Raw genomic sequence first — 22,264 nt, forward strand, 5'->3', positions numbered from 1 at the left:
CGAGCATGACGGCGTGGACATCTACCCCACCAGCTTTGCAGGCTTCGGCCCGCCATAGGCCCAATCGAGAAGTTCCACCGTGTGGATGACCGGGATTGCCGTGGCTGAGCCGATCTGAGTGATGCAGCCGATATTGCCGGTGGCGACGGCATCTGCCTTGGTCGCCTCGATGTTTCTCGCCTTGCGGGCCTTCAGCTGTGCCGAAATTTCCGGCTGGAGGATGTTGTAGGTGCCGGCCGAACCACAGCAGAGGTGCCCTTCCGCCGGATCGCGGACGGTGAAACCGGCATTTTTCAGAAGCAGCTTCGGCGCGGCCGTGATCTTCTGGCCGTGCTGCATCGAGCAGGCCGAGTGATAGGCGACGGTCAGCCGACGGGCCTCCTGGCGCGGCAGCTCGAGGGTCGACAGATATTCGGTGATATCCTGTGCCAGCGCCGAAACGTTGGCAGCCTTGTCCGCATAGGCAGGATCGAGGCGCAGCATATGGCCATAATCCTTGATCGTCGTGCCGCAACCCGAGGCGGTGACGATGATCGCATCAAGGCCGCCACGCTGCACCTCCCGCATCCAGACATCGACATTGCGGCGGGCAAAATCGAGTGCCTGTTCCTCGCGCCCCATATGATGGACAAGGGCACCGCAGCACCCCTCCCCCTTCGGCAAAACCACCTCGATGCCGAACCGGGCGAGAAGCCGGATGGTTGCCGCGTTGATGCCGGGATCGAGCACCGATTGGGCGCAACCGGACAGAAGCGCGACCCGACCACGCCTGATACCGCGAACCGGCTGGGCGCCGGACATGGGCGCCGGGGATGCGGCAAGCGCGCCCGGCGCCAGATCGAGCATGGCGACGAGCGGCCGCAATGCCTTTGCCCGCCGGAGCAAGGGCGTAAACACCCGTCCGAACCTTGCCAGCGTCAGCGCCGTGCGGAACCTCTCCGGATAAGGCAGGACGGCGGCCAGCAGGTTGCGGATCAACCGGTCGGCAAGCGGCCGCCTGTAGGTATTTTCGATATGGATGCGGGCATGATCGACCAGGTGCATGTAGTCGACGCCGGAGGGACAGGTGGTGACGCAGGAGAGGCAGGACAGACAGCGGTCGATATGGGTGACGACCTCCTCGTCGGCCGCACGTCCGTTTTCCAGCATGTCCTTGATCAGATAGATGCGGCCGCGCGGACTGTCGAGCTCGTTGCCGAGCGTCAGATAGGTGGGACAGGTGGCGGTGCAGAAACCGCAATGGACACAGCGCCGCAGGATCTTTTCGGATTCTGCAACATGCGGGTCTTCGAGCTGCTCGGGGGTGAAAGAGGTTTGCATCTTAGCGAAGTCTCCCCGTCTTGCTGAAGTCGAGTTTGTGGCGGCCCCTCATGCGGCTGCCGCCACCTTCTCCCCGCAAGCGGAGAGAAGGGGATGCCGCACGCCCTCGCCCAGCCAGAAAGGTCGAGCGGGGCACGTCCCATCTCCCCGCCTGCCGGTAGAGGGATCGGGTGAGAGGCAAGCCGCAGACGAAAGGCACGCGACACATCGTCATCATCTCCATCACCCCATCTTGCCCGGTGCGAATATCCCCGCAGGGTCGAGCTTTACCTTGACCCTTGCAGACAGCGCCACGACCGCATCCGGCTGCGGTTCGAAGGTCGGGGTTTCGACGCGGGCCTGCTCCGACGCCCGCATCAGCGTTGCGTGGCCACCGCCGAGCGCCCGGATATGGTGGCGGACAAGCTCGCCTTGCGGATCGGCTTCCATGCGCATCCAGACGAGCCCGCCCTGCCAGTCATAAAAAGCGTCGATACCTTCTTCCATCCTCAGCGAAGCGACCAGGCGATGGCCGGCAGACGGCGCGACCGAGACGCGCCAGAGCGGTTTTTCCGTGTCGCCACCGAATTGGGTCGCATAGGGCAGAACATCGCGAATCTCGCGCCAGAGGAGCAGGCTTGCCTGGTGCCCAAGCGTTGATACCGGGCCGAAGGCTTCCATCACCGCCGCGAGTTTTTGCGCCCTCACCTCGACGGAGGGGCCAAGCCCTTCGAGGCGCAGAACGGTTGCCTCACCGCCACCCGGCCCTTCCGGCAGGATGCCACGGAGGAAACGGAACCAGACGGTCTGCGGCAGATGTGCGGCACCCGACACTTCCACCGGCAGTGCCATGGCGGCGGCCATGGCTTTCGCCGCCGTCTCGTCGTCGAGGCCGGAGAGGACGATCGTCTCGATCATCGGCGGCACGGGCAGGACGCGGAAGGTGACTTCTGTGAGGAAACCGAGCGTGCCGTGCGAACCGGCGAGCAGCTTGACTAGATCGAGCCCGGTGACGTTCTTCATCACCCGGCCACCGGCGCGGATGATTTCGCCGCGGCCATTGACGAAGCGGATGCCGAGCAGGCTGTCGCGTGCCGCACCCGAAACGAAGCGGCGCGGACCGGAAACATTGGCGGCAAAAACGCCGCCGATGGTCGGCTCGCCCTTAGTGCCGAGAATGCCGCGATGATCCATCGGTTCAAAGGCCAGCATCTGGCGGTTGGCCGATAACGCCGCCTCCACCTCGGAGACCGTCGTGCCCGATCTGGCCGTCATCACCATTTCGGCCGGGTCGTAGTCAACAATGCCGGAAAGGCCGCGGGAACTGATCGTCTCGGCCGATCCGGGCAACCACGCAAAACCACGGGTATCGCCACCGCAGATCGCAAGCCGCCTGCCGCCTGCCGCGGCATTGCGGATGACATAGGCCGCATCGGTTTCGGAATTGGGGATCAGCATGGGAGAAGGGTTCCCGACCACCGGCGCCGAGGCCTTAAACACCCCCCTCTGGCCTGCCGGCCATCTCCCCCGCAAGGAGGGAGATCGGCTGGGCGCGCCAGAGGAGGGTAACGGCATATCGAAGCCGGCGCCGATATCAGGGCCATCATCCCCTGCCCTCCAGCGGAAACACTTTTGACGGATTGAGCAGCCAGCCTTCGTCGAAGGCTGCACGCACCGCCATCTGCTGGGTCAGTTCCGCGTCGGTATATTGATGCCGCATCAGGTCGCGTTTCTCGATGCCGACGCCGTGTTCACCGGTCAGGCAGCCGCCGACATCGACACAGAGTTTCAGGATCTCGTTGCCGGCCTCTTCCGCCTTCATCGCCTCGTGCGGATCATTGGCGTCGAACAGGATCAGCGGGTGCATGTTGCCGTCGCCGGCATGGAAGACATTGGCGACACGCAGGCCGAAACTGTCGATGATTTCGGACGTCTTCCGCAGCACGTAAGAGAGCTTGCCGAGCGGCACCGTGCCGTCCATGCAGATGTAATCGGCGATACGGCCGGTTGCGCCGAAGGCCGATTTGCGGCCCTTCCAGATCAGTGCCGCCTCGGTGGCCGACTGGCACTCGCGCACGGTCATCACCTGATGGCGGCGGGCGATCTCGACGATGCCGGAAAGTACCGCATCCATTTCCGCCTCCGAGCCCTCGACCTCGACGATCAGAAGGGCTGCGACATCGAGCGGATAACCGGCCTTGGCAAAGGCCTCGCAGATTTCGATCGCCGGCTTGTCCATGAATTCGATCGCAACCGGAATGATGCCCGAGGCGATGATATCGGCAACACAGGCGCCCGCTTCTTCCGAGGTGGAAAACCCGAACAGAACGGGCCTTGCCCCTTCGGGCTTGGCGATCAGCCTGACGATCGCCTCGGTGACGATGCCAAGCTGGCCTTCCGAACCGCAGACGAGGCCGAGCAGATCATAACCGCCGCTATCCAGATGTTTGCCACCAAGGGTTACCACCTCGCCGTCGACGAGGACCAGCTTGACGCCGAGCAGGTTGTTGGTGGTTACGCCGTATTTCAGACAGTGCGCACCGCCGGAATTCATGCCGATATTGCCGCCGATCGTGCAGGCAAGCTGCGAGCTCGGATCCGGCGCATAAAAGAAACCGTCTATGCCGACCGCTTCGGAAATGCTCAGGTTGGTGACGCCGGCCTGCACGGTTGCGGTGCGGTTGGCATAATCGATCTCAAGAATGCGGGCCATGCGCGACAGGCCGAGCACGACCGCATCCTCCTGCGGGATGGCGCCGCCCGAAAGCGAGGTGCCGGCGCCGCGCGGCACGACGGGGATGCCATTGGCGTTGCAATATTTCATCACCGCTGAAACCTGCGAGGTGGTGCGCGGCAGGACGACGGCCAGCGGCAGGCGCCGATAGCTGACAAAAGCGTCCGTCTCGAAAGGAACCAGCGCGCGCGCCTCATGGATGACGCAATCGGCCGGTAAAAGACCGGCAAGATCAGCGATGATCGCGGCGCGTCGTGACAGGACCTCACGCCTTGGTGGCAGAAACTGAATGGCCTCCGGCATGCTTTCCTCCTCGCATCCCTGATTCACAGCCTATTTCAAGAATATAGGGCGCTTCAACTTTTTCTTGACGGATGTCGTTTTCGGGTCGGCAAAATTCGCATTTCCGCCACAGCCGGTGGAAAATTGAACAGCTGTGCAATAACCTGTTGACGTCTCGCATTTCCGGCCGCTTATATTTAGCCGGACAAGCGTTTTAACGGGTGATTCACGATCAAATTCGATGCCGAAACCTCGTTAATCCTGGCGCAAGCATTATATTAGTAAAGTTAAACTCTCGGAGGTGTTTTCGAAATTGAGCCTGATGGACCGTATCGCCAGCAATTTTCGTCTCATGGTGCAGCGCCCCCCGCGCCAGCAATATGCTGCGATCTGCTATCGCACGAAAAAGCGCGGCGAGATCGAGGTCCTGGTGGCCACAAGTCGGGACACCGGGCGATGGGTCATTCCCAAGGGATGGCCGATGGAGAACAAGAAATCCCACCAGGTCGCCGAGCAGGAAGCCTTCGAGGAAGTCGGCGTCAAGGGCAAGGCCGAGAAGACTGCCTTCGGTTTCTATCATTATAACAAAGGCCTCGATAACGGGCTGAGAGTACCGGTCAGGGTTCAGGTCCACCTGCTGAAGGTCGATGACTGCCTGAAGGACTTCAAGGAAAAGGGCTCGCGGCGGATCGAATGGGTCTCTTGCGAGGAGGCGGCCGACCGGGTGAACGAACCCGAGTTGAAGATCCTGCTTTTGCAGTTTTCAGAAAAGATGCGCAGGCCCGTGCAGGACTTTCCTTCCGCCGGCAACCTTGCCATCTCCGTCACCGGCTGACCGCCGTTCCGCGACGCCAATCATAATCTCTTCAAAAGCAGGCGCTAAAAGGCTTTATGCGGCCGGAACGCGATCGTTCCAGGCGCTTTTCCTTGCCGATAAAAAACGCCTTACCGATAAAGAACATGGCCCCACAGAAGCCGCGTCTGACCAAACCGACGCTCGACAAGGATCTGGATAAAGTATCGTCGGTGGAGGACGCCGCGCGGCAGATGTCGCGTGGGCTGGCGGCGCCCGGCACGGCGCTGCTGTTCATCATCCTCACCGCGATTTTCGCCTCCTCCTATGTTACCGGAAAACCCGGCGCGATGATCATCATCTCGGCGGCGGCGCTTGCCGGCTACATGGCGATGAATATCGGCGCCAACGACGTCACCAACAATATCGGCGCAGCCGTCGGTGCGCGTGCCATGACGATGGGTTTCGGGCTGGCGCTCGCTGCGGTGTTCGAGGTCGCAGGCGCCGTGCTTGCCGGTGGCGGCGTGGTCCACACGATCGCCAGCGGCATCATGGCGGAGACGGCGGTTGCAAGCCCGGACGTGCTGATCTGGACAATGATGGCGGCGATATTGTCGGCGGCGGTGCTGGTCAATCTCGCCACCTGGGCCGGGGCGCCGATTTCCACCACCCATTCGATCGTCGGCAGCGTGATGGGGGCCGGCATCGCCGCTGCCGGTTTCAGTGCGGTGAACTGGGAGATGGTCGTCGGCATTACCGCAAGCTGGGTGATCTCGCCGCTGCTCGGAGGCCTGATCGCTGCGGGCTTCCTGTGGGCCGTCAAGGAAACGATCATCTACCGGGACGACAAGATCGGGGCGGCGAAAACCTGGGTGCCGGTGCTGATCGGCATCATGACGGGGGCATTTTCCGGTTTTGTGGCACTGATCGGTTTCGACCAGTTCCTCAGCCGCTCCCCGCTGTCGGCCACCGGCATCGCGATTGTCAGCGGACTGGTCTCCTGGCGGGCACTGATCCCGGTGATCGCCCGGCAGGCGGAGGGGTTGGAGAACCGCAACCAGTCGCTGCGAAAACTGTTCCGCATCCCGCTCATCCTGTCGGCCGCCTTGATGTCGTTTGCGCATGGGGCAAACGACGTGTCGAACGCGATCGGGCCACTTGCCGCAATCGTTTCGGCGACGCAGGGCGGTCTTTCGGGCAATGTCCATGTCCCGACATGGGAACTCGTCATCGGTGGGCTTGGCATTTCACTCGGCCTGTTGCTCTACGGGCCGAAACTGGTGCGGCTGGTCGGTGCCGAGATCACCAAGCTCAATCCGATGCGGGCCTATTGTGTATCGCTGTCGACGGCGCTGACCGTGATCGTCGCGTCATGGGCCGGACTGCCGGTTTCTTCCACCCATATCGCCGTCGGCGCCGTGTTCGGCGTCGGGCTGTTTCGCGAATGGTACACCCGCAATTCAAGGCGCCGTTTCGAATATATGCGGGTGCGCGCAGGCAAGGAGCCGGACAGGATCGAGCCTTTCGAGCGGAACGATGATGAGCTGAAACGCCGCTATCTGGTGCGACGCTCGCATATGCTGAGCATCGTTGCGGCATGGATGGTGACACTTCCGGCAGCGGCAGGTCTTGCAGCGGTCATTGCGACGGTTATGTTCACGCTGTTTCTGTAAGGAGCACGACCCGTGCGCGCCAATTTCCGCCTGCAAAGGCTTTTCATCGACACTCCGCTTGGGCCGCAAACCCGTCATGAGGTTTCGGCCGAACAGTTCAACTATCTGGCCAATGTGCTGCGGCTGGAAACCGGCGCCAAGGTGCTGGTGTTCAACGGTTGCGACGGCGAATGGCTGGCACATCTCGCCTTCCCGAGCCGCAAGAAGATCGTGCTGGAACTGGCCGAGCAGACGCGTCCGCAGCCCGAGATGCCGGAGCTGCATTACCTGTTTGCGCCGCTGAAAGTCGGCCGGCTGGATTATCTCATCCAGAAGGCGGTGGAGATGGGCGCCGGCCTGCTGCAACCCGTGATGACCCAGCATGTGCAGGGCAAGATCACCAATCTCGACAGGCTTCGCGCCAACGTCACAGAGGCGGCGGAACAATGCGGCGTATTGTCAATCCCCGAGGTTTCGCAACCCTGCAAACTGACGGACCTGCTGGACCGCTGGCCGGCTGACCGGCGGATCATCTATTGCGATGAGGGCGACGAGGGCCAGAACCCGCTGCCGATCCTCGCCAGGGTCACGGAAACGAAGCTGGCGCTGCTGGTTGGCCCCGAAGGTGGGTTTTCGGAGGAGGAACGCGCGCTGCTGCGCTCGCTGCCCTTCGTCACCGCCATCCCGCTCGGGCCACGGATATTGAGGGCGGATACGGCAGCGGTTGCGGCGCTCGCCGTCGTGCAGGCTGCAATCGGGGATTGGCGCTGAAGAAAATATCGGCCCCGCATCTTGCCAAACAGCAAGAGATGGGCGTCTTTTTCTGAACCGATCTTGAAACAAATTCGCTTGCACCGCAGATGAAATCGGTTCAAGCAGCCGGACGTTTGTCCAGACCAGGGTATTTTCATGGCGCGCGATACGACCGACCAGACACCGCTTTCCTCGGTGTCCGAGCTTTCCGCCTACATGGCAGAGGGATCGCGGGCAAAAGATAAATTCCGCATCGGGACGGAACACGAAAAGTTTGCCTTCTTCACCAAGGATAACGGTCCCGTGCCGTATTCCGGCGATGCCAGCATTTCGGCGCTTCTGAAAGGCATGCAGGACAGGCTCGGCTGGGAGCCGATCATGGACGGCGCCAACATTATCGGACTCGGCGAACAGCATGGAATGGGTGCGATCTCGATCGAGCCCGGCGGCCAGTTCGAGCTTTCCGGCGCGCCGCTTGAAACGATCCACCAGACCTGTCGGGAAACCGACGAGCACATGGCGCTGGTCAAGGAAATCGCCGAGCCGATGGGGATTTCCTTCCTTGGTCTCGGCGGCAGCCCCAAATGGTCGCTCTCCGACACCCCGCGCATGCCGAAATCCCGCTACGACATCATGACCCGCTACATGCCGAAGGTCGGCGCGAAGGGTCTCGACATGATGTACCGCACCTGCACGATCCAGGTTAATCTCGACTTCTCGTCGGAAGCCGACATGGCCAAGAAGATGCGGGTCTCGATGAAACTGCAGTCGATCGCGACCGCGCTGTTTGCCTCATCACCGTTTACCGAAGGCAAGGCGAACGGGCTTCAATCCTGGCGCGGCGATATCTGGCGCGACACCGACAACCGGCGCTCCGGCAGCCTGCCGTTCGTTTTCAACCCTGATTTCGGATTTGCAAACTATGTGGAATGGGCACTCGACGTGCCGATGTATTTCATCGTCCGCGACGGCAAATATCACGACTGCACGCATGTGACCTTCCGCCAGTTCATGGCCGGCGCGCTGAAGGGTGAGGTCGCCGACTGGCAGCCGAATATGGGCGACTGGACGAACCACCTGTCGACGCTGTTCCCGGACGTGCGCCTGAAACGGTTCCTCGAGATGCGCGGGGCCGATTGCGGTCCGCTCGGTTACATTTCCGCATTGCCGGCCTTCTGGGTCGGCCTGCTCTACGACGATGCGGCACTTGCCGATGCCGATGCGCTGACGGCGGACTGGACTTTCGAGGACGTGGTTGCGATGCGCGACGCCGTGCCGGCCGAAGGTCTGAAGGCGACAATCAAGGGACGCCCGGTTCTGGATGTGGCGCGCGAAACGGTTGCCATCTCCAGCGCCGGCCTGAAGGCCCGCGCGAAGCTGAATGCCAAGGGCGAGGACGAAAGCATATTCCTGTCGCCACTCGAAGAGGTTCTGGCAAACAAGGCAACGTTTGCCGAAGACCTGCTGGCGCTTTTCAACGGCCGCTGGAACGGCTCGGTCGAACCGGTGTTCGAGGCGTTCAAATACTGATCGAAAAGCCCGCTTCGGCGGGCTTTTTTTATCCGGTCACGAAACATAAAAAAGGCCCGGCGCGGGTGTCCGGGCCGGGCAAGAGGCAGGGTTATTGGCTATCACCCTGCGGGGAAAATGGGCACGCGGTCTCAGCGTCTGGCGGTGCGCGTAAACCGCGTGCGGGCGCGCTCGCGGGCCGCCCTTGCCAGAAGCAGGGACGGATCGTCCAGGGCGCCGGAATGATCGAGTGCAGCAACGACATCACGGCGGCTAAGTCCGATATCGTCGAGCATCCGATCATCAAAATCCGACAAGGCATTCGCCGCCACGCGATTGCTGACGGCACGCCATGCGGAGCTGATACGCACCAGCACAGCCGTGCCGATGACCTGAACGAGGCCGGCCGGGGCAATGGCGGGCGCCTTAACAAGCTTGATTTCAGTTCCGCATTCGGTCGTGCTCATCGTAATCTCCTTGATCGTCGGGCACGGGCAGGTGTCGCCCGCCGCGGTGAGCGGGCGGGATGACGGTGAAACTTGGCGCTTCGGCTGAAGCGTCTCTGATCGAGAATTGCAGGTGTTATCGGCAAATCTTATTGATCAGTCCAACGAATGTTTCTAATGATGTTTATCAACTTCACTGATGGATGCCGCCCATGTCCGCACCGCTCGATATAGATCAGTTGCATACGTTCATCGCCATCATCGACACCGGCAGCTTCACCAAGGCGGCCGACCGCGTGTTCAAGACCCAATCGGCCGTGTCGATGCAGATGCGCCGACTGGAGGAGAGGATCGGCAAGCGGCTGTTTGCCAAGGACGGGCGCGGCAACCGGCTGACCGCCGAGGGCGAAAAGCTGATGAATTACGCACGGCGGATCATCAGGCTCAACAACGAGGCGATCGCCGCTTTCGACGACAACCGGCTGGAAGGCACGATCCGCATCGGCACGCCGGACGACTATGCCGATCGCTACATGCCGGAAATCATCGGCCGGTTTGCCAAGACCCATCCGAATGTCGAACTCTATATCGTCTGCGAGCCATCGATGAGCCTCGGCGAAAAGATGGCTCGCGGCGAGCTGGACATCGCGCTCGTGACCCATAACCCGCGACAGCGGATTTCCGACGTGGTGCGGACCGAGCCGCTCTGCTGGGTTGCCTCGGCCAACCATCCATTGCGCGACGATGCGCCGGTGCCGCTGGCGCTCGGGCGGCGTGACTGTCTGTGGCGGCAGCTCGCCTGCTCGGCGCTCGATGCCGATGGGCGCGAATATCAGGTTCTGTTCACCAGCTGGTCATCGACCGTGGTTGCGGCGGCCGTGCTTGCCGGCATGGCAGTCTCGGTGCTGCCGGAATCGGCATTGCGCCCCGGCATGAAGGTGCTGACAGCCGCCGACGGGTTTCCGCCGCTGCCGCCGGTGCAGATCGGCCTGATGAAGCGGCCTGGCCTTTCGCCATCGCTGATGAACGCCATCACCGACCATATCACCGCCTGCCTCGACAACATCTCGCCGACGGCAATCCCGGACGATCTTGACGGCGAGGTGAAAAATCACCGCCAGGCGCGCAGCCGTTCAGGGCAGTTGATGACGACCGGGTGGTGAAGAAGCACTCGATGTCGGTATTTTCATTGAATCGGGATACAAGTCGCCATAACCTGCGATCTCGATATTGATCAGTCTCGATCGGAATAAATTATCATGCTCACCCTGCGCCAGATGCGCTATTTCGAGGCGCTGGCGGTTGCGCGGCATTTCGGCAAGGCGGCCGAGATGGTGCATGTCAGCCAGCCGGCACTGTCCACCCAGATCATGGAGCTGGAAGAGCATCTCGGCGCCCGGCTGGTGGAGCGTAACCGATCAGGCGTGCTTCTGACCGCCAAGGGCACAGAGGTTCTGGCCCGCATCCGCGTCATCCTCGGAGCGGTGGACGAACTGGAGGAAACGGCAAGACGCAAGAGCGGGATACTGGCCGGGCCGATCCGCATCGGCATCATTCCGACGGTCGCGCCTTATCTGGTGCCGAAGCTGATCCCTCATCTGCGCTGCGCCTATCCCGAGATCGAGATCGAGCTGAAGGAAGCGGTGACCGACCGGCTGGTCGCGGAACTGACCGACGGGCGGCTTGATGCGGTGATCGCGGCCTTGCCGGTGGAAGCCGATACGCTGGAGACACGCGGGTTGTTTGCCGACCGGTTTTTCATGGCTATGGCCAATAATGACAGCGACGTGCTGATCTCGCCGATGACCGAAAACCAGGTGGATGGCGACCGGTTGCTGCTGCTTGAGGAAGGCCACTGCCTGCGCGATCAGGCGCTGGCCGTCTGCGGTGCAGCGGGCAAGCGCAGCCTTGTCAATTTCGGCGCCACCTCGATGGCGACGCTGTTGCAGATGGTATCCCATGACATGGGAATGACGCTGATCCCCGAAATGGCGGTTTCATCCGAAACCGCCCGCAACAACCTGAAGATCGTGCCCTTCGCCGATCCCGCCCCTTCCCGCGAGATCGGGCTGATCTGGCGCAAATCGAGCGGGAGGGCAGAGGATATGGCAGCGCTGGCGCAAGCCGTGACGGCCTGCGCGGCTGTCGCGCTCGAGGGCTAGAGCAGTTCCGGACGCAAAACCGCTAAGCACTTTTGCCGGAACTTCTCTAGTTCAGTGCAAGCCAGACGGCCATCCAGAGCCACATGACGATAAGCGTCAGGAAACCGAGCATGAAGGCCGGCCGGCGGTAACGCAGGCGGTTGCTGGTCAGGTGGACGTAGGAGTGGACATAACGCGACAGGACGAACAGCCAGCCGAGCGCGACCGTTCCCCAATTGTCGGCAGTCGAGGCGTACAGCGTCAGGCTGACGGCGTAAAACAGCACCGGAAGCTCGAACTGGTTCTTCAGATTGTTGTGGACCAGCAGGCTTTGCGGCGGCTCTTCGAGATTTTCGCGAAACTGGCTGGCCTGGACACTACCACTTCTGACCGCGGATATACGTTGGACCGACAGACGCCAATAGAGGAAGAAGACGAGCGCTGCGTGCGCGATCATCGGCCAGAGCGTTGCATTGGTAGAAAGCATGGATTCTCCTGAAGTTGGAGAACCAATAGTGCAAGCGGCAGCCTGCGACAACCGGGCGCCGGCGGTCCGACCAAGCTGCTGACCCTTGGCGCTCCTATTGCGGGGTGAGCGTCTCGGTACCGGAGCCGTCCTGGCCGGATATGGTCCAGGCGCCCTCGAGCGTGCCGTCGTCCTTGACCTCATAGACGACAAGGCCGACCTCGCCTTCAAGGACATAGCCCGCAGCGAAGGCATTCTCGTAGAGCATGCAGATACCGGTCGAGGTGGCCTTTTTGCCCGAACCCGTCTTCCACTGGATGGAGCAGGTCGTCTCGCTGGTCAGCTTGATCTCGGCGGTACCGCCATAAGCCGAACCGTCGAGATTGGTACCGTCTATCTTGTAGGTTCCTTCATGGACCGACTGTGCCTGTGCCGGGGTAATGAACACGGCGCCAAGGAGAGCCGCAGCAAGAATTGTTTTCACGAAAGTTCCTCCCATCAATCGGTCGTTGCCGATCATGAGATGATACCAGAGTTCTTGCTTGCGGATACGGGACGGACAGCCGGGGCGTGACTAAAGCTGCGCGACTGGTAAAGAAAACGGCCGGGCATTGCTGACCGGCCGTTCGATACACTGCGAAACCTCGAAGGAGATTAAGAACCGGCACCCGGATAGTTCGGGCTTTCGCGGGTGATGGTTACGCCATGCGGGTGGCTTTCGCGGAGACCGGCGCCGGAAATGCGCACGAAGGTCGCCTTTTCCTGGAAATCCTTGATATCCTTGCCGCCGACATACCCCATGGCAGCCTTGAGGCCGCCGGCGAGCTGATGCAGCACGGCCGAGACCGGACCCTTGTAAGGAACCTGGCCCTCGATGCCTTCCGGCACGAGCTTCAGGGTGTCGCGTACTTCGGCCTGGAAATAACGGTCTGCCGAACCGCGGGCCATGGCACCGACGGAACCCATGCCGCGATAGGCCTTGAACGAACGGCCCTGGTAGAGATAGACCTCACCCGGGCTTTCATCGGTGCCGGCGAGAAGCGAGCCGACCATGACGGCCGAGGCGCCGGCGGCAATCGCCTTGGCCAGATCGCCAGAAAACTTGATGCCGCCATCGGCGATGACCGGAATGCCGTGCTTGTTGGCTTCCTCGACGGCCGCCATGACGGCTGCGAGCTGCGGCACGCCGACACCGGCAACGACGCGGGTGGTGCAGATCGAGCCCGGGCCGATACCAACCTTGATGCTGTCAGCGCCGGCATCGATCAACGCCTTGGTGCCTTCCGAGGTGGCGACATTGCCGGCGATGATGCGAACCGAGTTCGACATCAGGCGCGTGGCGGCAACCGCGTCGAGAACCTTCTGGCTGTGACCATGGGCGGTATCGACAACGATGACGTCGACGCCCGCCTCGATCAGGCGCTCAGCGCGTTCGGCACCATCGGGGCCGGTGGAGATGGCGGCGGCGACCCGCAGGCGGCCATGGGCATCCTTGGCGGCATTCGGGTTGAGCTGCGACTTCTCGATGTCCTTGACGGTGATGAGGCCGATGCAACGGCCTTCATTGTCGACCACCAGCAGCTTCTCGATGCGGTGCGAGTGCAGAAGGCGCTTGGCTTCGCTCTGCTCGACGCCATCCTTGACCGTGATCAGGTTGTCGCGGGTCATCAGTTCGAAGATCTTCTGGTTCGGATCAGAGGCGAAACGGACGTCGCGGTTGGTGAGGATGCCGACGAGGCGACCCGGGCGGCCGCCGTTTTCGACGACCGGAATGCCGGAAATGCCATGCGCCTTCATCAGGGCAAGCGCTTCGGCGAGCGTCGAGTCGGGGCCGATCGTCACCGGATTGACGACCATGCCGCTTTCGAACTTCTTGACCTGACGAACCTCTTCGGCCTGTTCGATCGGGGTCAGATTGCGATGAATGACGCCCATGCCGCCCGACTGTGCCATGGCGATCGCCAGACGGCTTTCGGTGACAGTGTCCATCGCGGACGACAGGATCGGCAGCGAGAGATCAATGTCCTTGGCGATGCGGGTGGAGATATTGGTCTGCCCCGGCATGATTTCCGAGTGCCCCGGCTGGAGCAGCACATCGTCAAAGGTGAGCGCTTCTGCGCCGGTTGCCGAGATTACGATCCGTGCCATTGCCAATTCCTTCGGTTGAATAGGCAGAATCCTCCGGAAAAAGGAAATCCTCTGTCCGGCTGCTTCTGCATGAAATGCTTGGAAGTTGGCGAGGGCTGGTAACACGTTCATGACAGGAAGGAAATAGAAAAACCCCGGGAGGCTGCCCAGACGGGTTTGCATAGCTTGAGCGCACGGCAAAGCGCATTGCATGGACCCGGTCCACGCACGAGACTACGTTGACGGGCGGAGACAAGGCCATGCTGGATTTGAGTTCTGCCGAAAGACTTGAAAGTCACGCAGAATACAGCGCCGCGCTGAGAGAGATCCGCCGCTATATGGAAAACGAACCCGAGGAAGGCTCAAATGACGCCGACCACTTCGATACGCTTGCTCGCCTGATCGAGGAATACGAGGTTCGTTACTACGCGATCCCGACCAACCGACCAAAACCGCAGGATCGGTAGCTGCTCCAAAAAACGCGGCGCGTCCGACGTTTTAATAGGACCGCGCGCGGACAAAATTCTGCAGATCGCGCACTCCCCCTCTGTCCTGCCGGCCATCTCCCCCACAAGAGGGAGAAGACCAGCGGCACCTACCGAAACCCAATCAGGCTTTGGGAAGTTCGGCTGGGTTAAGCCCTCCCCTTGTGGGGAGAGGCTTCTTCGACGGTTTGCCGGTCAGATGTCGAACTGGTAGCTCTTCGGCACGAAACGATAACCGGTCTCCTGCTTTTCGGCATAACCGACCGCCGGGAACGGCATGTGGTAGCCGAGGAAGGCAACCTTGTCGGTGGCGATCATGTCGAAGACCTTTTTGCGCGTCGCGGCGGCCTGCGCCTTGTCCATGTCGAACTTCACTTCCCAGTCCGGGCGCTGCAGCGAGAGCACGAAATGGTTGGCGGTATCGGCCGTCAGGATCAGTCGCTTGCCGGCGGATTCGACGTTGAAGATCATCATGCCGGGCGTGTGGCCGGCGGCCAGCATGCCGGTGATACCGGGTGCGACCTGGCCGCCCTCACCGATGAAGGTCATCTTTTCGGCGAGCGGCTTTACATTGGCGAGCACGGCCTTGTGGTTGCCTTCCGCCGGCGTGCCGGCACGGGCGGCATCCGTCCAGAAGTCGTATTCCGTCTTGCCGGTAATGTAGCTGGCGTTCTCGAAGGCGGGCTTGCCGTCTTCCATCAGGCCGCCGATATGGTCGCCATGGAGATGGGTGAGCACCACCTTGGTGACGTCGGCCGGCATGTAGCCAGCGGCCGCCATGCCTTCGACCAGGCGACCGGTGCCCATGGAACGCCCCGACTTGCCGAAGCCCGTATCGAAAAGGATGACATCCGAACCCGTGTCGATCAGGGTCGGCGAGAAGCCGTTGACGAACTGGTCTGTCGGAAGGAAGTTGTCAGCAAGCAGCTTGCCGACGGTCTCGGCCGACTGGTTGGTGCCGAAGGTCTCGTTCGGTACGCCGGAGGCGCGGGCGCCATCCTTGACGACGAGAACCTCGAAGCTGCCGACCTTGAACTTATGGGTGTCGGGCGGGGTAATGCGATCGATTGCCAATTTCTGCTTCTCCTGGGCGAAGGCCGCCCGATTGCCGATGATTGCCGGTGCAGCGAGCAGGGTGACGCCCGCCGTGCCCAGCAATGTTCTTCTTCCGATGCCTGATCCAGCCATGTCCCACTCCCTCGTGTTGGTTCCAGCAGCCCTAAAGCACGTCGCGATCGTTCAGATCCGCTTGCCGTGCTTTAGTTCCCTGTTTTTCGCATGTCTTTATCCCGAAACCGGTGACCACTTTCGGGAGACATGCTCTAGCTAGCGCGGAGAGACGAAAAGTTGACGATGGTCAGGCTGCAAAAGCCGATTTTCACGCAGACGTGACCTTGGCGCGAGCCGGGTTGAAGAAAGGCTGGGATCATCCATTGGCAGGACGACGTTACAGGTTTAAACGAGCCTTCCGGGCTCAGCCTGTCGAGCCGGTCACCCAATGGCATCCGCTTCCATGAACCGCATTATCCCGCTTATCCTCGCCGTTGCATTGTTCATGGAACAGATGGACTCGACGGTCATCGCCACCGCGCTTCCAACGATCGCCTTTGACCTCGGCGTCAGCCCGATCACGCTGAAGCTGGCGCTGACCTCCTATATGGTGGCACTGGCGATGTTCATTCCAATCAGCGGATGGATGTCGGACAAGTTCGGCGCCAAGAAGATTTTTCGTCTGGCGATCTGCGTCTTCGTCGTCGGTTCGATCCTCTGCGCGATTTCCGAATCGCTGCTGCAGTTCGTCATGTCGCGCTTCTTCCAGGGCATGGGCGGGGCGATGATGACGCCGGTCGGGCGGCTGGTGCTGCTCAGAACGACCAAACGCAGCGAACTCGTCTCGGCGATGGCGCTTCTGACCATTCCAGCGCTTGTCGGGCCGTTGACCGGACCGCCGATCGGCGGGTTCATCACCACCTATTTCTCCTGGCACTGGATCTTCATCATCAACGTGCCGATCGGGCTTCTCGGCCTGTGGCTGACTGGCGTGTACCTGCCCGAAGTGCCGCGGATGGAAACGCCGAAGATGGATTGGGCGGGCTTCGTGCTGACATCGATCTCGGCTGCCGGCGTGGTGTTCGGCCTGTCGGTAATCGGGCTTCCGGCCCTTCCCCCGGCCGTCGGCATCAGTGCGACACTTGCCGGCTTTGCCGCCCTTGCCCTCTATATCCGCCATGCGCGGCGACATCCGCACCCGATCCTCAACCTGACGATCTTCAACGACCGGGCATTCCGCGCCTCGACGCTCGGCGGCACGACGTTCCGCATCGCAACCGGCGCCATTCCTTTCCTGATGCCGCTGATGCTGCAGCTCGGCTTCGGCCTCAACCCGTTCCAGTCGGGCCTCATCACCTTTGCCGGCGCGATCGGCGCGCTGACGGTGAAATTCGTTGCAAGGCGGGTGTTCGCGCTGACCGGCTTCCGCACGGCGCTGATGTTTGCAGCATTGCTCGGCGCGGTGGCAACGGCGGTGAACGGTTTCTTCACCCCGGATACACCGCATATCCTGATCATCGGATCGCTGCTGGCTTCGGGCCTGTTCCGCTCGCTGTTCTTCACCGGCGCCAACGCGCTCGGTTATTCGGAAATCTCCGACGCGCAGGCGAGCCAGGCGACCTCGATCGCCTCGGTGTTCCAGCAGGTGAGCTTGGCGCTCGGCGTGGCGTTTGCCGCCTTCATCCTGGAAATCTCGTCGGGCTTTTCCGGCGGCCATCTGCAGCTTGGCGATTTCCACATCGCCTTCTTCGTGGTGGCGGCGGTGTCGCTGTTCTCGATCATCCCGATCTTCAAGCTCGACCCTTTGACGGGGGCCGATGTATCGGGCCATCACGCCCGGCGCCCGGCCGCCGTACAGCCGGAGGCCGGGGAGTAAGGCTTCAGTCTTCCGACTGATCTTCCGTGCCCTCTTCCACTTCCGAAACCCTGCGGCCCTTGAAGTGCTTGGCAAGCAGGAACATCTCGACCGATTCCTGGCGCGACGAGGCAGGTTTCACATGGACGACCTGCTTGAAGTTCTTCTTCAGGAGATCGAGCAGTTCCCGCTCGGTGCCGCCTTGGAAGGTTTTTGCCAGAAAGTGCCCGCCTTCGGCCAGCACCTCGATGGCAAAATGCGCCGCAACTTCACACAGATGCATTGTGCGCAGATGGTCGGTCCGGTGGTGGCCGGTGGTCGGGGCCGCCATATCGGACAGCACGAGATTGGGCACGCCGCCGATCGCTTCCATCAGCTGGCGCGGGGCATCGTCATCAAGGAAGTCGAGCTGCAGGATCCTGACCCCCGGCAAGGGATCGACTTCGAGGAAGTCGATTGCCGCCACACGCGGGTCCTCGTCGGTCGAATTCGTCACCTTGGCGGCGATCTGCGACCAGCTGCCCGGTGCGGCACCCAGATCGATGATGCGCCTGGCACCTTTCAGGATCTGATGTTTCTCGTCGATCTCCAGGAGCTTGAAGGCCGCGCGGGCACGATACCCCTCGAGCTTTGCCCGCTGGACGTAAGGGTCGTTGATATGGCGCTCCAACCAACGGCGCGACGACGCCTTCAGCTTGCCCTTCTTGACCTTCTGGCCGAGCTTGCGGCCCGTCCGGTTGATGCCTACAGGTGGTTTGGTCATCGCCGCCTCAAAACCTCTTCGGAGTTTGCCGCACCGGATCTGCGCGGGCGCGCACGCCGCCAGACGCCGTCATCGGCCATCATATCGGTCAGCAGACCTTCGCGCAGGCCGCGATCGGCCACCCGCATTCTCGGGCTCGGCCAGCGGCGACGGATCGCCTCCAGGATGGCGCAGCCGGCAAGAACCAGATCGGCGCGGTCCGGGCCGATGCAGGGATTGGCGGCGCGGCCGGCAAAATCCCAGGACAACAGTTTTGCCTGCATGGCCGAAACCTCGTCATCCGACAGCCAGAGACCGTCCACCCTGCGGCGATCGTAACGCGGCAGATCGAGATGCACACCGGCAAGCGTCGTGACCGTGCCCGATGTGCCGATGAGGTGGAAATCGTGATCGGCACTCCGCCTGCCCGAGGGAGAAATCGGCGGGCAATCGAATTTCGACAACATGCCCGCCACTTCCGAGACCATCGCCTCGAAGATATCGGGCGAGACATCGCGGCCGCCGTAACGTTCCGACAGGGTGACGACACCGACGGGCAGAGAGGTCCAGTGGGTGATATGGTTGGCAAGCCTTGAGGAACGATTGTCGCCGATGCTGATGACGGCAATTTCCGACGAGCCGCCGCCGATATCGAACAGCACGATGGATCGTGCCTCGCGGCCGACCAGCGAAGAGCAACCGGAAACGGCAAGCCGCGCTTCCGTCTCGCGATCGATGACTTCCAGCTGAAGCCCGGTTTCGGCGATGACGCGCGCTAAAAACTCATCACCGTTTTCGGCAGCCCGGCAGGCCTCCGTGGCGATCAACCGCATTTTGCGGATCGGCTTGGCGGAAAGCTTGGAGGCGCAGATGCGCAGCGCCTCGACGGCCCGGTCCATGGCGTCGTTCGACAGCCGACCGGTCGCCGCAAGCCCTTCACCGAGACGGACGATGCGCGAAAAGGCATCAATGACGCGGAAATGGCCGGGGCGTGTCGGCTGGGCAATCAGCAGGCGGCAATTGTTGGTGCCGAGATCGAGCGCGGCATAAAGATCATCATGGAACGGAAGGCCAGATTCGGCGCCTTGTAGGGCGGCAAGCTCGGCCGCGGTCCTGTCCAGCGACTGTCCATAAACGGCGCGGGCAAGGGCGGGTTGGGAGGTGCCGGAAAGCCCATTCCTGCCGGACGCACCCTTCGCGTGCCCCTTCGGCTGACTGTCCCTGCCCTGGGCATCGCGCGCCTGACCATCACGAGCATGGGCATCACGCGCCTGCACCAGCGGCCGCCCCTGCAGACCTCGGCCGGCGCGGTTCTTCTTTCGACGATTACGGCCTTTGGAGCCTGCGGGATTGCCGGGGGCATGCGGTACGGGGGAACCGTTCGCATCCCCGTGGCGCACCTTACCGTGAGGGCCTTCGCCGTTCTGGTTCTGACCGTTCTGGTTCTGGCTATTCTGACCGGAATTGCCAAAAGCCTGGGCCTGCGACGACGCGCCGCCGGACGCTGCGCGCGCTTCAGTCTGCTGCCGGCCGGCGCCGGAGGTCGATCCGGAGCCTGCCGCTGTTGAATGGGGCGCATCATCGCCCGGCCGGGCGCCTGAACGAGACCGTCTGCGCTTGCGCTTTCGCGCAGGCTGATCCTGCGTGGTGTTTTCCGGGCGCGCAGCCTGACCGGTCTCTTGGACCGGTGACGCATGATTATGGGAAGACGCATTGCGGTTCTTGCCGCCGCGCTTTCCCTTCCTGCGGCGAGGTGGCTTTCCAACCTCGCTCCTGGCCGCCGACGCCCCACCGTTTGGCGGCTTGTCGCCGCTATCGGGGTCCATTGGTCGCTCTATCCATTTCGCCGCGCACAACCTCGAAGAGGCACGCTGCAGCGTCTGATTGTTTCGTTGTCCCAAGGATAACAGCGACGGAGCAGTTCGCCAATGCCTTTTTCTGGCCACAGCCGGGATGGCCCTGCCCCGGCCTTCCACAGGCCGCCGGCGCCTTTTGACGACCACTGCAAATTTTTCTCAAAAAAGTATTTGCAAGTTGCGAAGGTTTGGTTATAAGCGCCGCACACCAGATGAGCCGGTCAACGGCTGATCCTGCTGGGGAATAGTTCAACGGTAGAACGTCGGACTCTGACTCCGTTAATCTTGGTTCGAATCCAGGTTCCCCAGCCAATTCTCCTTCCAGTTATAATGACCACCAAGGCGCGTGGCGCTTATTCTTCGTGCCTGCCGGTCGTCTCGCGGTTGCGTTCATAGCCCCGTTTTACGGGAAATGGCGGGAGCCAGGATTCGCGGCGGATGGTCCAGAGTTCGTAAGTCGGGGTAAAAAGGTCCGGCACGTCGAGCGATCCGAGATTGACCTCCACCTCATCACCGGAGCGGCCGAAGACCGGTGAACCGCAGCGTGGGCAGAAATGCCTTTCGGCATAATGTTGCGTTTCGCCGTCGACCATCACCGCGCGATCGGCAAAAATCGCCGAGGCATGGAAAAGCGCGCCATGGTGTTTGCGGCAATCGAGACAATGACAGATGCCGACCCTGTAGGGCCTGCCCGTTGCCACGAAACGGATATTGCCGCAGAGGCATCCGCCGGTGAACCGTTCCATGCGTCTCTCCCTGCCCTATCTGCAACGGGACAGCAATTAGGGCGCCGGCACAGGAAGGGGAGACGGTACCCGGCGCGATCGGCTGCGGATTGCGCGGAAGCCCGGCGGCCGCGTTCCGGGGCGCGATCTCGGTCGGAACGGGCAAGGCGGCAAGGCGCCCTTTCGGATCGGCGACAGCAAGCGAGGCGATACCATGGACGGCGGCAGAGGACGCGGGTGCCTGCCCCTATAATTAACTATTTATTAACTTTTGGATCGCTTCAAACGTATCTTCGCTCTATCCTCAACTACAAATCGTAGCTGGAGACAGTACCGTGAAGCTGAATTCCGTACAATTCCTGAGGGCCATTGCCGCCCTGATGATCGTGGCCTGCCATTATCCGGGTGTGAAACTGTATGTCAGCGCTGCCGGTGTCGATATATTCTTCGTCATTTCCGGGTTTATCATGGGAACGGTGGCGATGGATACGACACCCGGTCACTTTCTCTACAATCGCATCGTGCGGATCGTGCCGCTATACTGGGCGATGACGCTGGTCATGTGCCTTGGTGCGATGTTCGGCGTGTTTGCCACATTCACCTTCACGCTGGACCAGCTCTGGAAATCGCTGCTCTTCATTCCCTATGTGGATGGCACCGGCCTTATCGCGCCGCTTCTGGTCGTCGGATGGACGCTCAATCTGGAAATGCTGTTTTATGTGGTTTTCGCCGTCGGCCTGGCATTGCGGGCGCCGCTGCTGTTCACCGTCACGGCACTTGGCCTGCTCGTGCTGGCGGGACAGCTGACCGCACCGACCATTCCGGCCCTGGAATTGTGGACATCGGTGTTGCTGATCGAATTTGCCGCCGGTCTGGTCCTGTCGCGGCTGACGTTCAGTTCACGGCCAGGCGGAATTGCCGCGATCATACTTGCCGTCGCCGGTTTTGCTCTGGCCGAATGGATCAATGGCGAGAGCGAGCAATACCGGCTGCTGTTCTGGGGACTGCCGGCATTTCTGCTGGTAACCGGCTGCATCTGGCTGGAAAGAGCGGGAGGATGGCCGGACAGGCTGCTGGCGCCGCTCGCGATCGTGGGTGATGCATCCTATGCGCTTTACCTCATCCACGGGGTCGTGATTTCCTTCGTCCACAAGCTCGTGGCGCCGGGGCTTGCCGGCGGCGTGCTGAGCGTCGTCGTCGCGGTCATCGCATCGATCTGCCTGCACAAGCTCGTCGAAAAGCCGCTGATCGCCTATCTGAAGAAAATATCGAAACCGCTGGCACCACGAAGCGTGCAGGAGAACCGACTGAAGCCGAAAATGGAGACGATCTGAGCCTTGACCGATCAG

General features: G+C 61.7%; 20 protein-coding genes and 1 tRNA gene. 10 read left to right on the top strand and 11 right to left on the bottom strand.

All coding sequences use genetic code 11. The annotated features are described in order from the left end of the window. Positions 1–21: 21 nt before the first annotated feature. The 3 genes from glcF to AC2GXZ_RS08615 form a co-directional block, all read right to left on the bottom strand. A complete protein-coding gene (gene glcF / locus AC2GXZ_RS08605) occupies positions 22–1,320 on the bottom strand; it encodes a glycolate oxidase subunit GlcF (protein ID WP_483758738.1) in 1,299 nt (432 codons plus the stop codon). A 222-nt stretch (positions 1,321–1,542) separates the two neighbouring features. Next, on the bottom strand, positions 1,543–2,757 hold the full coding sequence (locus tag AC2GXZ_RS08610; protein ID WP_483758739.1) for an FAD-binding protein: 1,215 nt from the start codon (positions 2,755–2,757) through the stop codon (positions 1,543–1,545). 145 nt (positions 2,758–2,902) lie between these two features. Then, a complete protein-coding gene (locus tag AC2GXZ_RS08615; protein WP_483758740.1) occupies positions 2,903–4,336 on the bottom strand; it encodes an FAD-linked oxidase C-terminal domain-containing protein in 1,434 nt (477 codons plus the stop codon). A 292-nt stretch (positions 4,337–4,628) separates the two neighbouring features. On the opposite strand from AC2GXZ_RS08615, the gene AC2GXZ_RS08620 reads away from it, so the two are divergent. From AC2GXZ_RS08620 to AC2GXZ_RS08635, 4 genes are all read left to right on the top strand, one after another. Then, entirely contained in the window at positions 4,629–5,150 is a 522-nt protein-coding gene (locus AC2GXZ_RS08620) for an NUDIX hydrolase (RefSeq protein ID WP_483758741.1), read from the top strand. Between the two features lie 125 nt (positions 5,151–5,275). Next, positions 5,276–6,781 carry an inorganic phosphate transporter gene (locus tag AC2GXZ_RS08625; RefSeq protein ID WP_483758742.1) on the top strand — a complete coding sequence of 502 codons (1,506 nt, stop codon included), beginning with the start codon at positions 5,276–5,278 and terminating at the stop codon, positions 6,779–6,781. 12 nt (positions 6,782–6,793) lie between these two features. Continuing rightward, positions 6,794–7,531 (top strand): 16S rRNA (uracil(1498)-N(3))-methyltransferase, encoded by a 738-nt coding sequence (locus tag AC2GXZ_RS08630; RefSeq protein WP_483758743.1) that lies wholly within the window; start codon positions 6,794–6,796, stop codon positions 7,529–7,531. 138 nt (positions 7,532–7,669) lie between these two features. Next, positions 7,670–9,043 (top strand): glutamate--cysteine ligase, encoded by a 1,374-nt coding sequence (locus tag AC2GXZ_RS08635; RefSeq protein ID WP_483758744.1) that lies wholly within the window; start codon positions 7,670–7,672, stop codon positions 9,041–9,043. Positions 9,044–9,174: 131 nt separating this feature from the next. On the opposite strand, the gene AC2GXZ_RS08640 is transcribed toward AC2GXZ_RS08635, so the two are convergent. Beyond that, positions 9,175–9,489: a DUF1127 domain-containing protein gene (locus tag AC2GXZ_RS08640; RefSeq protein WP_483758745.1), complete on the bottom strand. Its 315-nt coding sequence runs from the start codon at positions 9,487–9,489 to the stop codon at positions 9,175–9,177. A gap of 191 nt (positions 9,490–9,680) precedes the next feature. On the opposite strand from AC2GXZ_RS08640, the gene AC2GXZ_RS08645 reads away from it, so the two are divergent. Together AC2GXZ_RS08645 and AC2GXZ_RS08650 are read left to right on the top strand one after the other, a co-directional pair. Further along, positions 9,681–10,631: a LysR substrate-binding domain-containing protein gene (locus AC2GXZ_RS08645; RefSeq protein ID WP_483758746.1), complete on the top strand. Its 951-nt coding sequence runs from the start codon at positions 9,681–9,683 to the stop codon at positions 10,629–10,631. Positions 10,632–10,727: 96 nt separating this feature from the next. Beyond that, entirely contained in the window at positions 10,728–11,630 is a 903-nt protein-coding gene (locus tag AC2GXZ_RS08650; RefSeq protein WP_483758747.1) for a hydrogen peroxide-inducible genes activator, read from the top strand. 46 nt (positions 11,631–11,676) lie between these two features. On the opposite strand, the gene AC2GXZ_RS08655 is transcribed toward AC2GXZ_RS08650, so the two are convergent. The 3 genes from AC2GXZ_RS08655 to guaB all read right to left on the bottom strand — a co-directional run bounded on the left by AC2GXZ_RS08655 (position 11,677) and on the right by guaB (position 14,223). After that, positions 11,677–12,096, bottom strand: coding sequence for an MAPEG family protein (locus AC2GXZ_RS08655; RefSeq protein ID WP_483758748.1), 420 nt, complete (start codon positions 12,094–12,096; stop codon positions 11,677–11,679). A 94-nt stretch (positions 12,097–12,190) separates the two neighbouring features. Then, positions 12,191–12,559, bottom strand: coding sequence for a hypothetical protein (locus AC2GXZ_RS08660; protein WP_483758749.1), 369 nt, complete (start codon positions 12,557–12,559; stop codon positions 12,191–12,193). A 170-nt stretch (positions 12,560–12,729) separates the two neighbouring features. Beyond that, a complete protein-coding gene (gene guaB / locus AC2GXZ_RS08665; RefSeq protein WP_483758750.1) occupies positions 12,730–14,223 on the bottom strand; it encodes an IMP dehydrogenase in 1,494 nt (497 codons plus the stop codon). Positions 14,224–14,462: 239 nt separating this feature from the next. Between guaB and AC2GXZ_RS08670 the strand changes: the two genes are divergently transcribed. Beyond that, a complete protein-coding gene (locus tag AC2GXZ_RS08670; RefSeq protein WP_483758751.1) occupies positions 14,463–14,669 on the top strand; it encodes a transcriptional regulator in 207 nt (68 codons plus the stop codon). A 213-nt stretch (positions 14,670–14,882) separates the two neighbouring features. On the opposite strand, the gene AC2GXZ_RS08675 is transcribed toward AC2GXZ_RS08670, so the two are convergent. After that, positions 14,883–15,875, bottom strand: coding sequence for an MBL fold metallo-hydrolase (locus tag AC2GXZ_RS08675; protein ID WP_483758752.1), 993 nt, complete (start codon positions 15,873–15,875; stop codon positions 14,883–14,885). A gap of 325 nt (positions 15,876–16,200) precedes the next feature. Here AC2GXZ_RS08675 and AC2GXZ_RS08680 point away from each other — a divergent pair, with 325 nt between their 5' ends. Further along, positions 16,201–17,613 carry an MFS transporter gene (locus AC2GXZ_RS08680; protein WP_483759386.1) on the top strand — a complete coding sequence of 471 codons (1,413 nt, stop codon included), beginning with the start codon at positions 16,201–16,203 and terminating at the stop codon, positions 17,611–17,613. Positions 17,614–17,617: 4 nt separating this feature from the next. Here AC2GXZ_RS08680 and AC2GXZ_RS08685 read toward each other — a convergent pair whose 3' ends face one another. Then, entirely contained in the window at positions 17,618–18,355 is a 738-nt protein-coding gene (locus AC2GXZ_RS08685; RefSeq protein ID WP_483758753.1) for an RlmE family RNA methyltransferase, read from the bottom strand. Then, a complete protein-coding gene (locus tag AC2GXZ_RS08690) occupies positions 18,352–20,160 on the bottom strand; it encodes a Ppx/GppA phosphatase family protein (protein ID WP_483758754.1) in 1,809 nt (602 codons plus the stop codon). The genes AC2GXZ_RS08685 and AC2GXZ_RS08690 overlap by 4 nt, the downstream gene beginning before the upstream one ends. A 268-nt stretch (positions 20,161–20,428) precedes the next feature. On the opposite strand from AC2GXZ_RS08690, the gene AC2GXZ_RS08695 reads away from it, so the two are divergent. Then, positions 20,429–20,502: transfer RNA gene (locus AC2GXZ_RS08695), tRNA-Gln, on the top strand. A gap of 41 nt (positions 20,503–20,543) precedes the next feature. On the opposite strand, the gene AC2GXZ_RS08700 is transcribed toward AC2GXZ_RS08695, so the two are convergent. After that, positions 20,544–20,936 (bottom strand): GFA family protein, encoded by a 393-nt coding sequence (locus AC2GXZ_RS08700; protein ID WP_483758755.1) that lies wholly within the window; start codon positions 20,934–20,936, stop codon positions 20,544–20,546. 314 nt (positions 20,937–21,250) lie between these two features. Between AC2GXZ_RS08700 and AC2GXZ_RS08705 the strand changes: the two genes are divergently transcribed. Continuing rightward, positions 21,251–22,249: an acyltransferase family protein gene (locus AC2GXZ_RS08705; protein WP_483758756.1), complete on the top strand. Its 999-nt coding sequence runs from the start codon at positions 21,251–21,253 to the stop codon at positions 22,247–22,249. Positions 22,250–22,264 lie beyond the last annotated feature (15 nt).

Source organism: Aliirhizobium sp. YIM B11859 (assembly GCF_057163345.1).

Bases quoted from the DNA above. Each gene is read 5' to 3' on its own strand.
- guaB (WP_483758750.1), bottom strand. From the start codon at position 14,223: ATGGCACGGATCGTAATCTCGGCAACCGGCGCAGAAGCGCTCACCTTT.
- AC2GXZ_RS08685 (WP_483758753.1), bottom strand. From the start codon at position 18,355: ATGACCAAACCACCTGTAGGCATCAACCGGACGGGCCGCAAGCTCGGC.
- AC2GXZ_RS08680 (WP_483759386.1), top strand. From the start codon at position 16,201: ATGAACCGCATTATCCCGCTTATCCTCGCCGTTGCATTGTTCATGGAA.
- AC2GXZ_RS08700 (WP_483758755.1), bottom strand. From the start codon at position 20,936: ATGGAACGGTTCACCGGCGGATGCCTCTGCGGCAATATCCGTTTCGTG.
- AC2GXZ_RS08690 (WP_483758754.1), bottom strand. From the start codon at position 20,160: ATGGACCCCGATAGCGGCGACAAGCCGCCAAACGGTGGGGCGTCGGCG.
- AC2GXZ_RS08675 (WP_483758752.1), bottom strand. From the start codon at position 15,875: ATGGCTGGATCAGGCATCGGAAGAAGAACATTGCTGGGCACGGCGGGC.
- AC2GXZ_RS08655 (WP_483758748.1), bottom strand. From the start codon at position 12,096: ATGCTTTCTACCAATGCAACGCTCTGGCCGATGATCGCGCACGCAGCG.
- AC2GXZ_RS08640 (WP_483758745.1), bottom strand. From the start codon at position 9,489: ATGAGCACGACCGAATGCGGAACTGAAATCAAGCTTGTTAAGGCGCCC.
- AC2GXZ_RS08615 (WP_483758740.1), bottom strand. From the start codon at position 4,336: ATGCCGGAGGCCATTCAGTTTCTGCCACCAAGGCGTGAGGTCCTGTCA.
- AC2GXZ_RS08670 (WP_483758751.1), top strand. From the start codon at position 14,463: ATGCTGGATTTGAGTTCTGCCGAAAGACTTGAAAGTCACGCAGAATAC.
- AC2GXZ_RS08645 (WP_483758746.1), top strand. From the start codon at position 9,681: ATGTCCGCACCGCTCGATATAGATCAGTTGCATACGTTCATCGCCATC.
- AC2GXZ_RS08650 (WP_483758747.1), top strand. From the start codon at position 10,728: ATGCTCACCCTGCGCCAGATGCGCTATTTCGAGGCGCTGGCGGTTGCG.
- AC2GXZ_RS08625 (WP_483758742.1), top strand. From the start codon at position 5,276: ATGGCCCCACAGAAGCCGCGTCTGACCAAACCGACGCTCGACAAGGAT.
- glcF (WP_483758738.1), bottom strand. From the start codon at position 1,320: ATGCAAACCTCTTTCACCCCCGAGCAGCTCGAAGACCCGCATGTTGCA.
- AC2GXZ_RS08610 (WP_483758739.1), bottom strand. From the start codon at position 2,757: ATGCTGATCCCCAATTCCGAAACCGATGCGGCCTATGTCATCCGCAAT.
- AC2GXZ_RS08635 (WP_483758744.1), top strand. From the start codon at position 7,670: ATGGCGCGCGATACGACCGACCAGACACCGCTTTCCTCGGTGTCCGAG.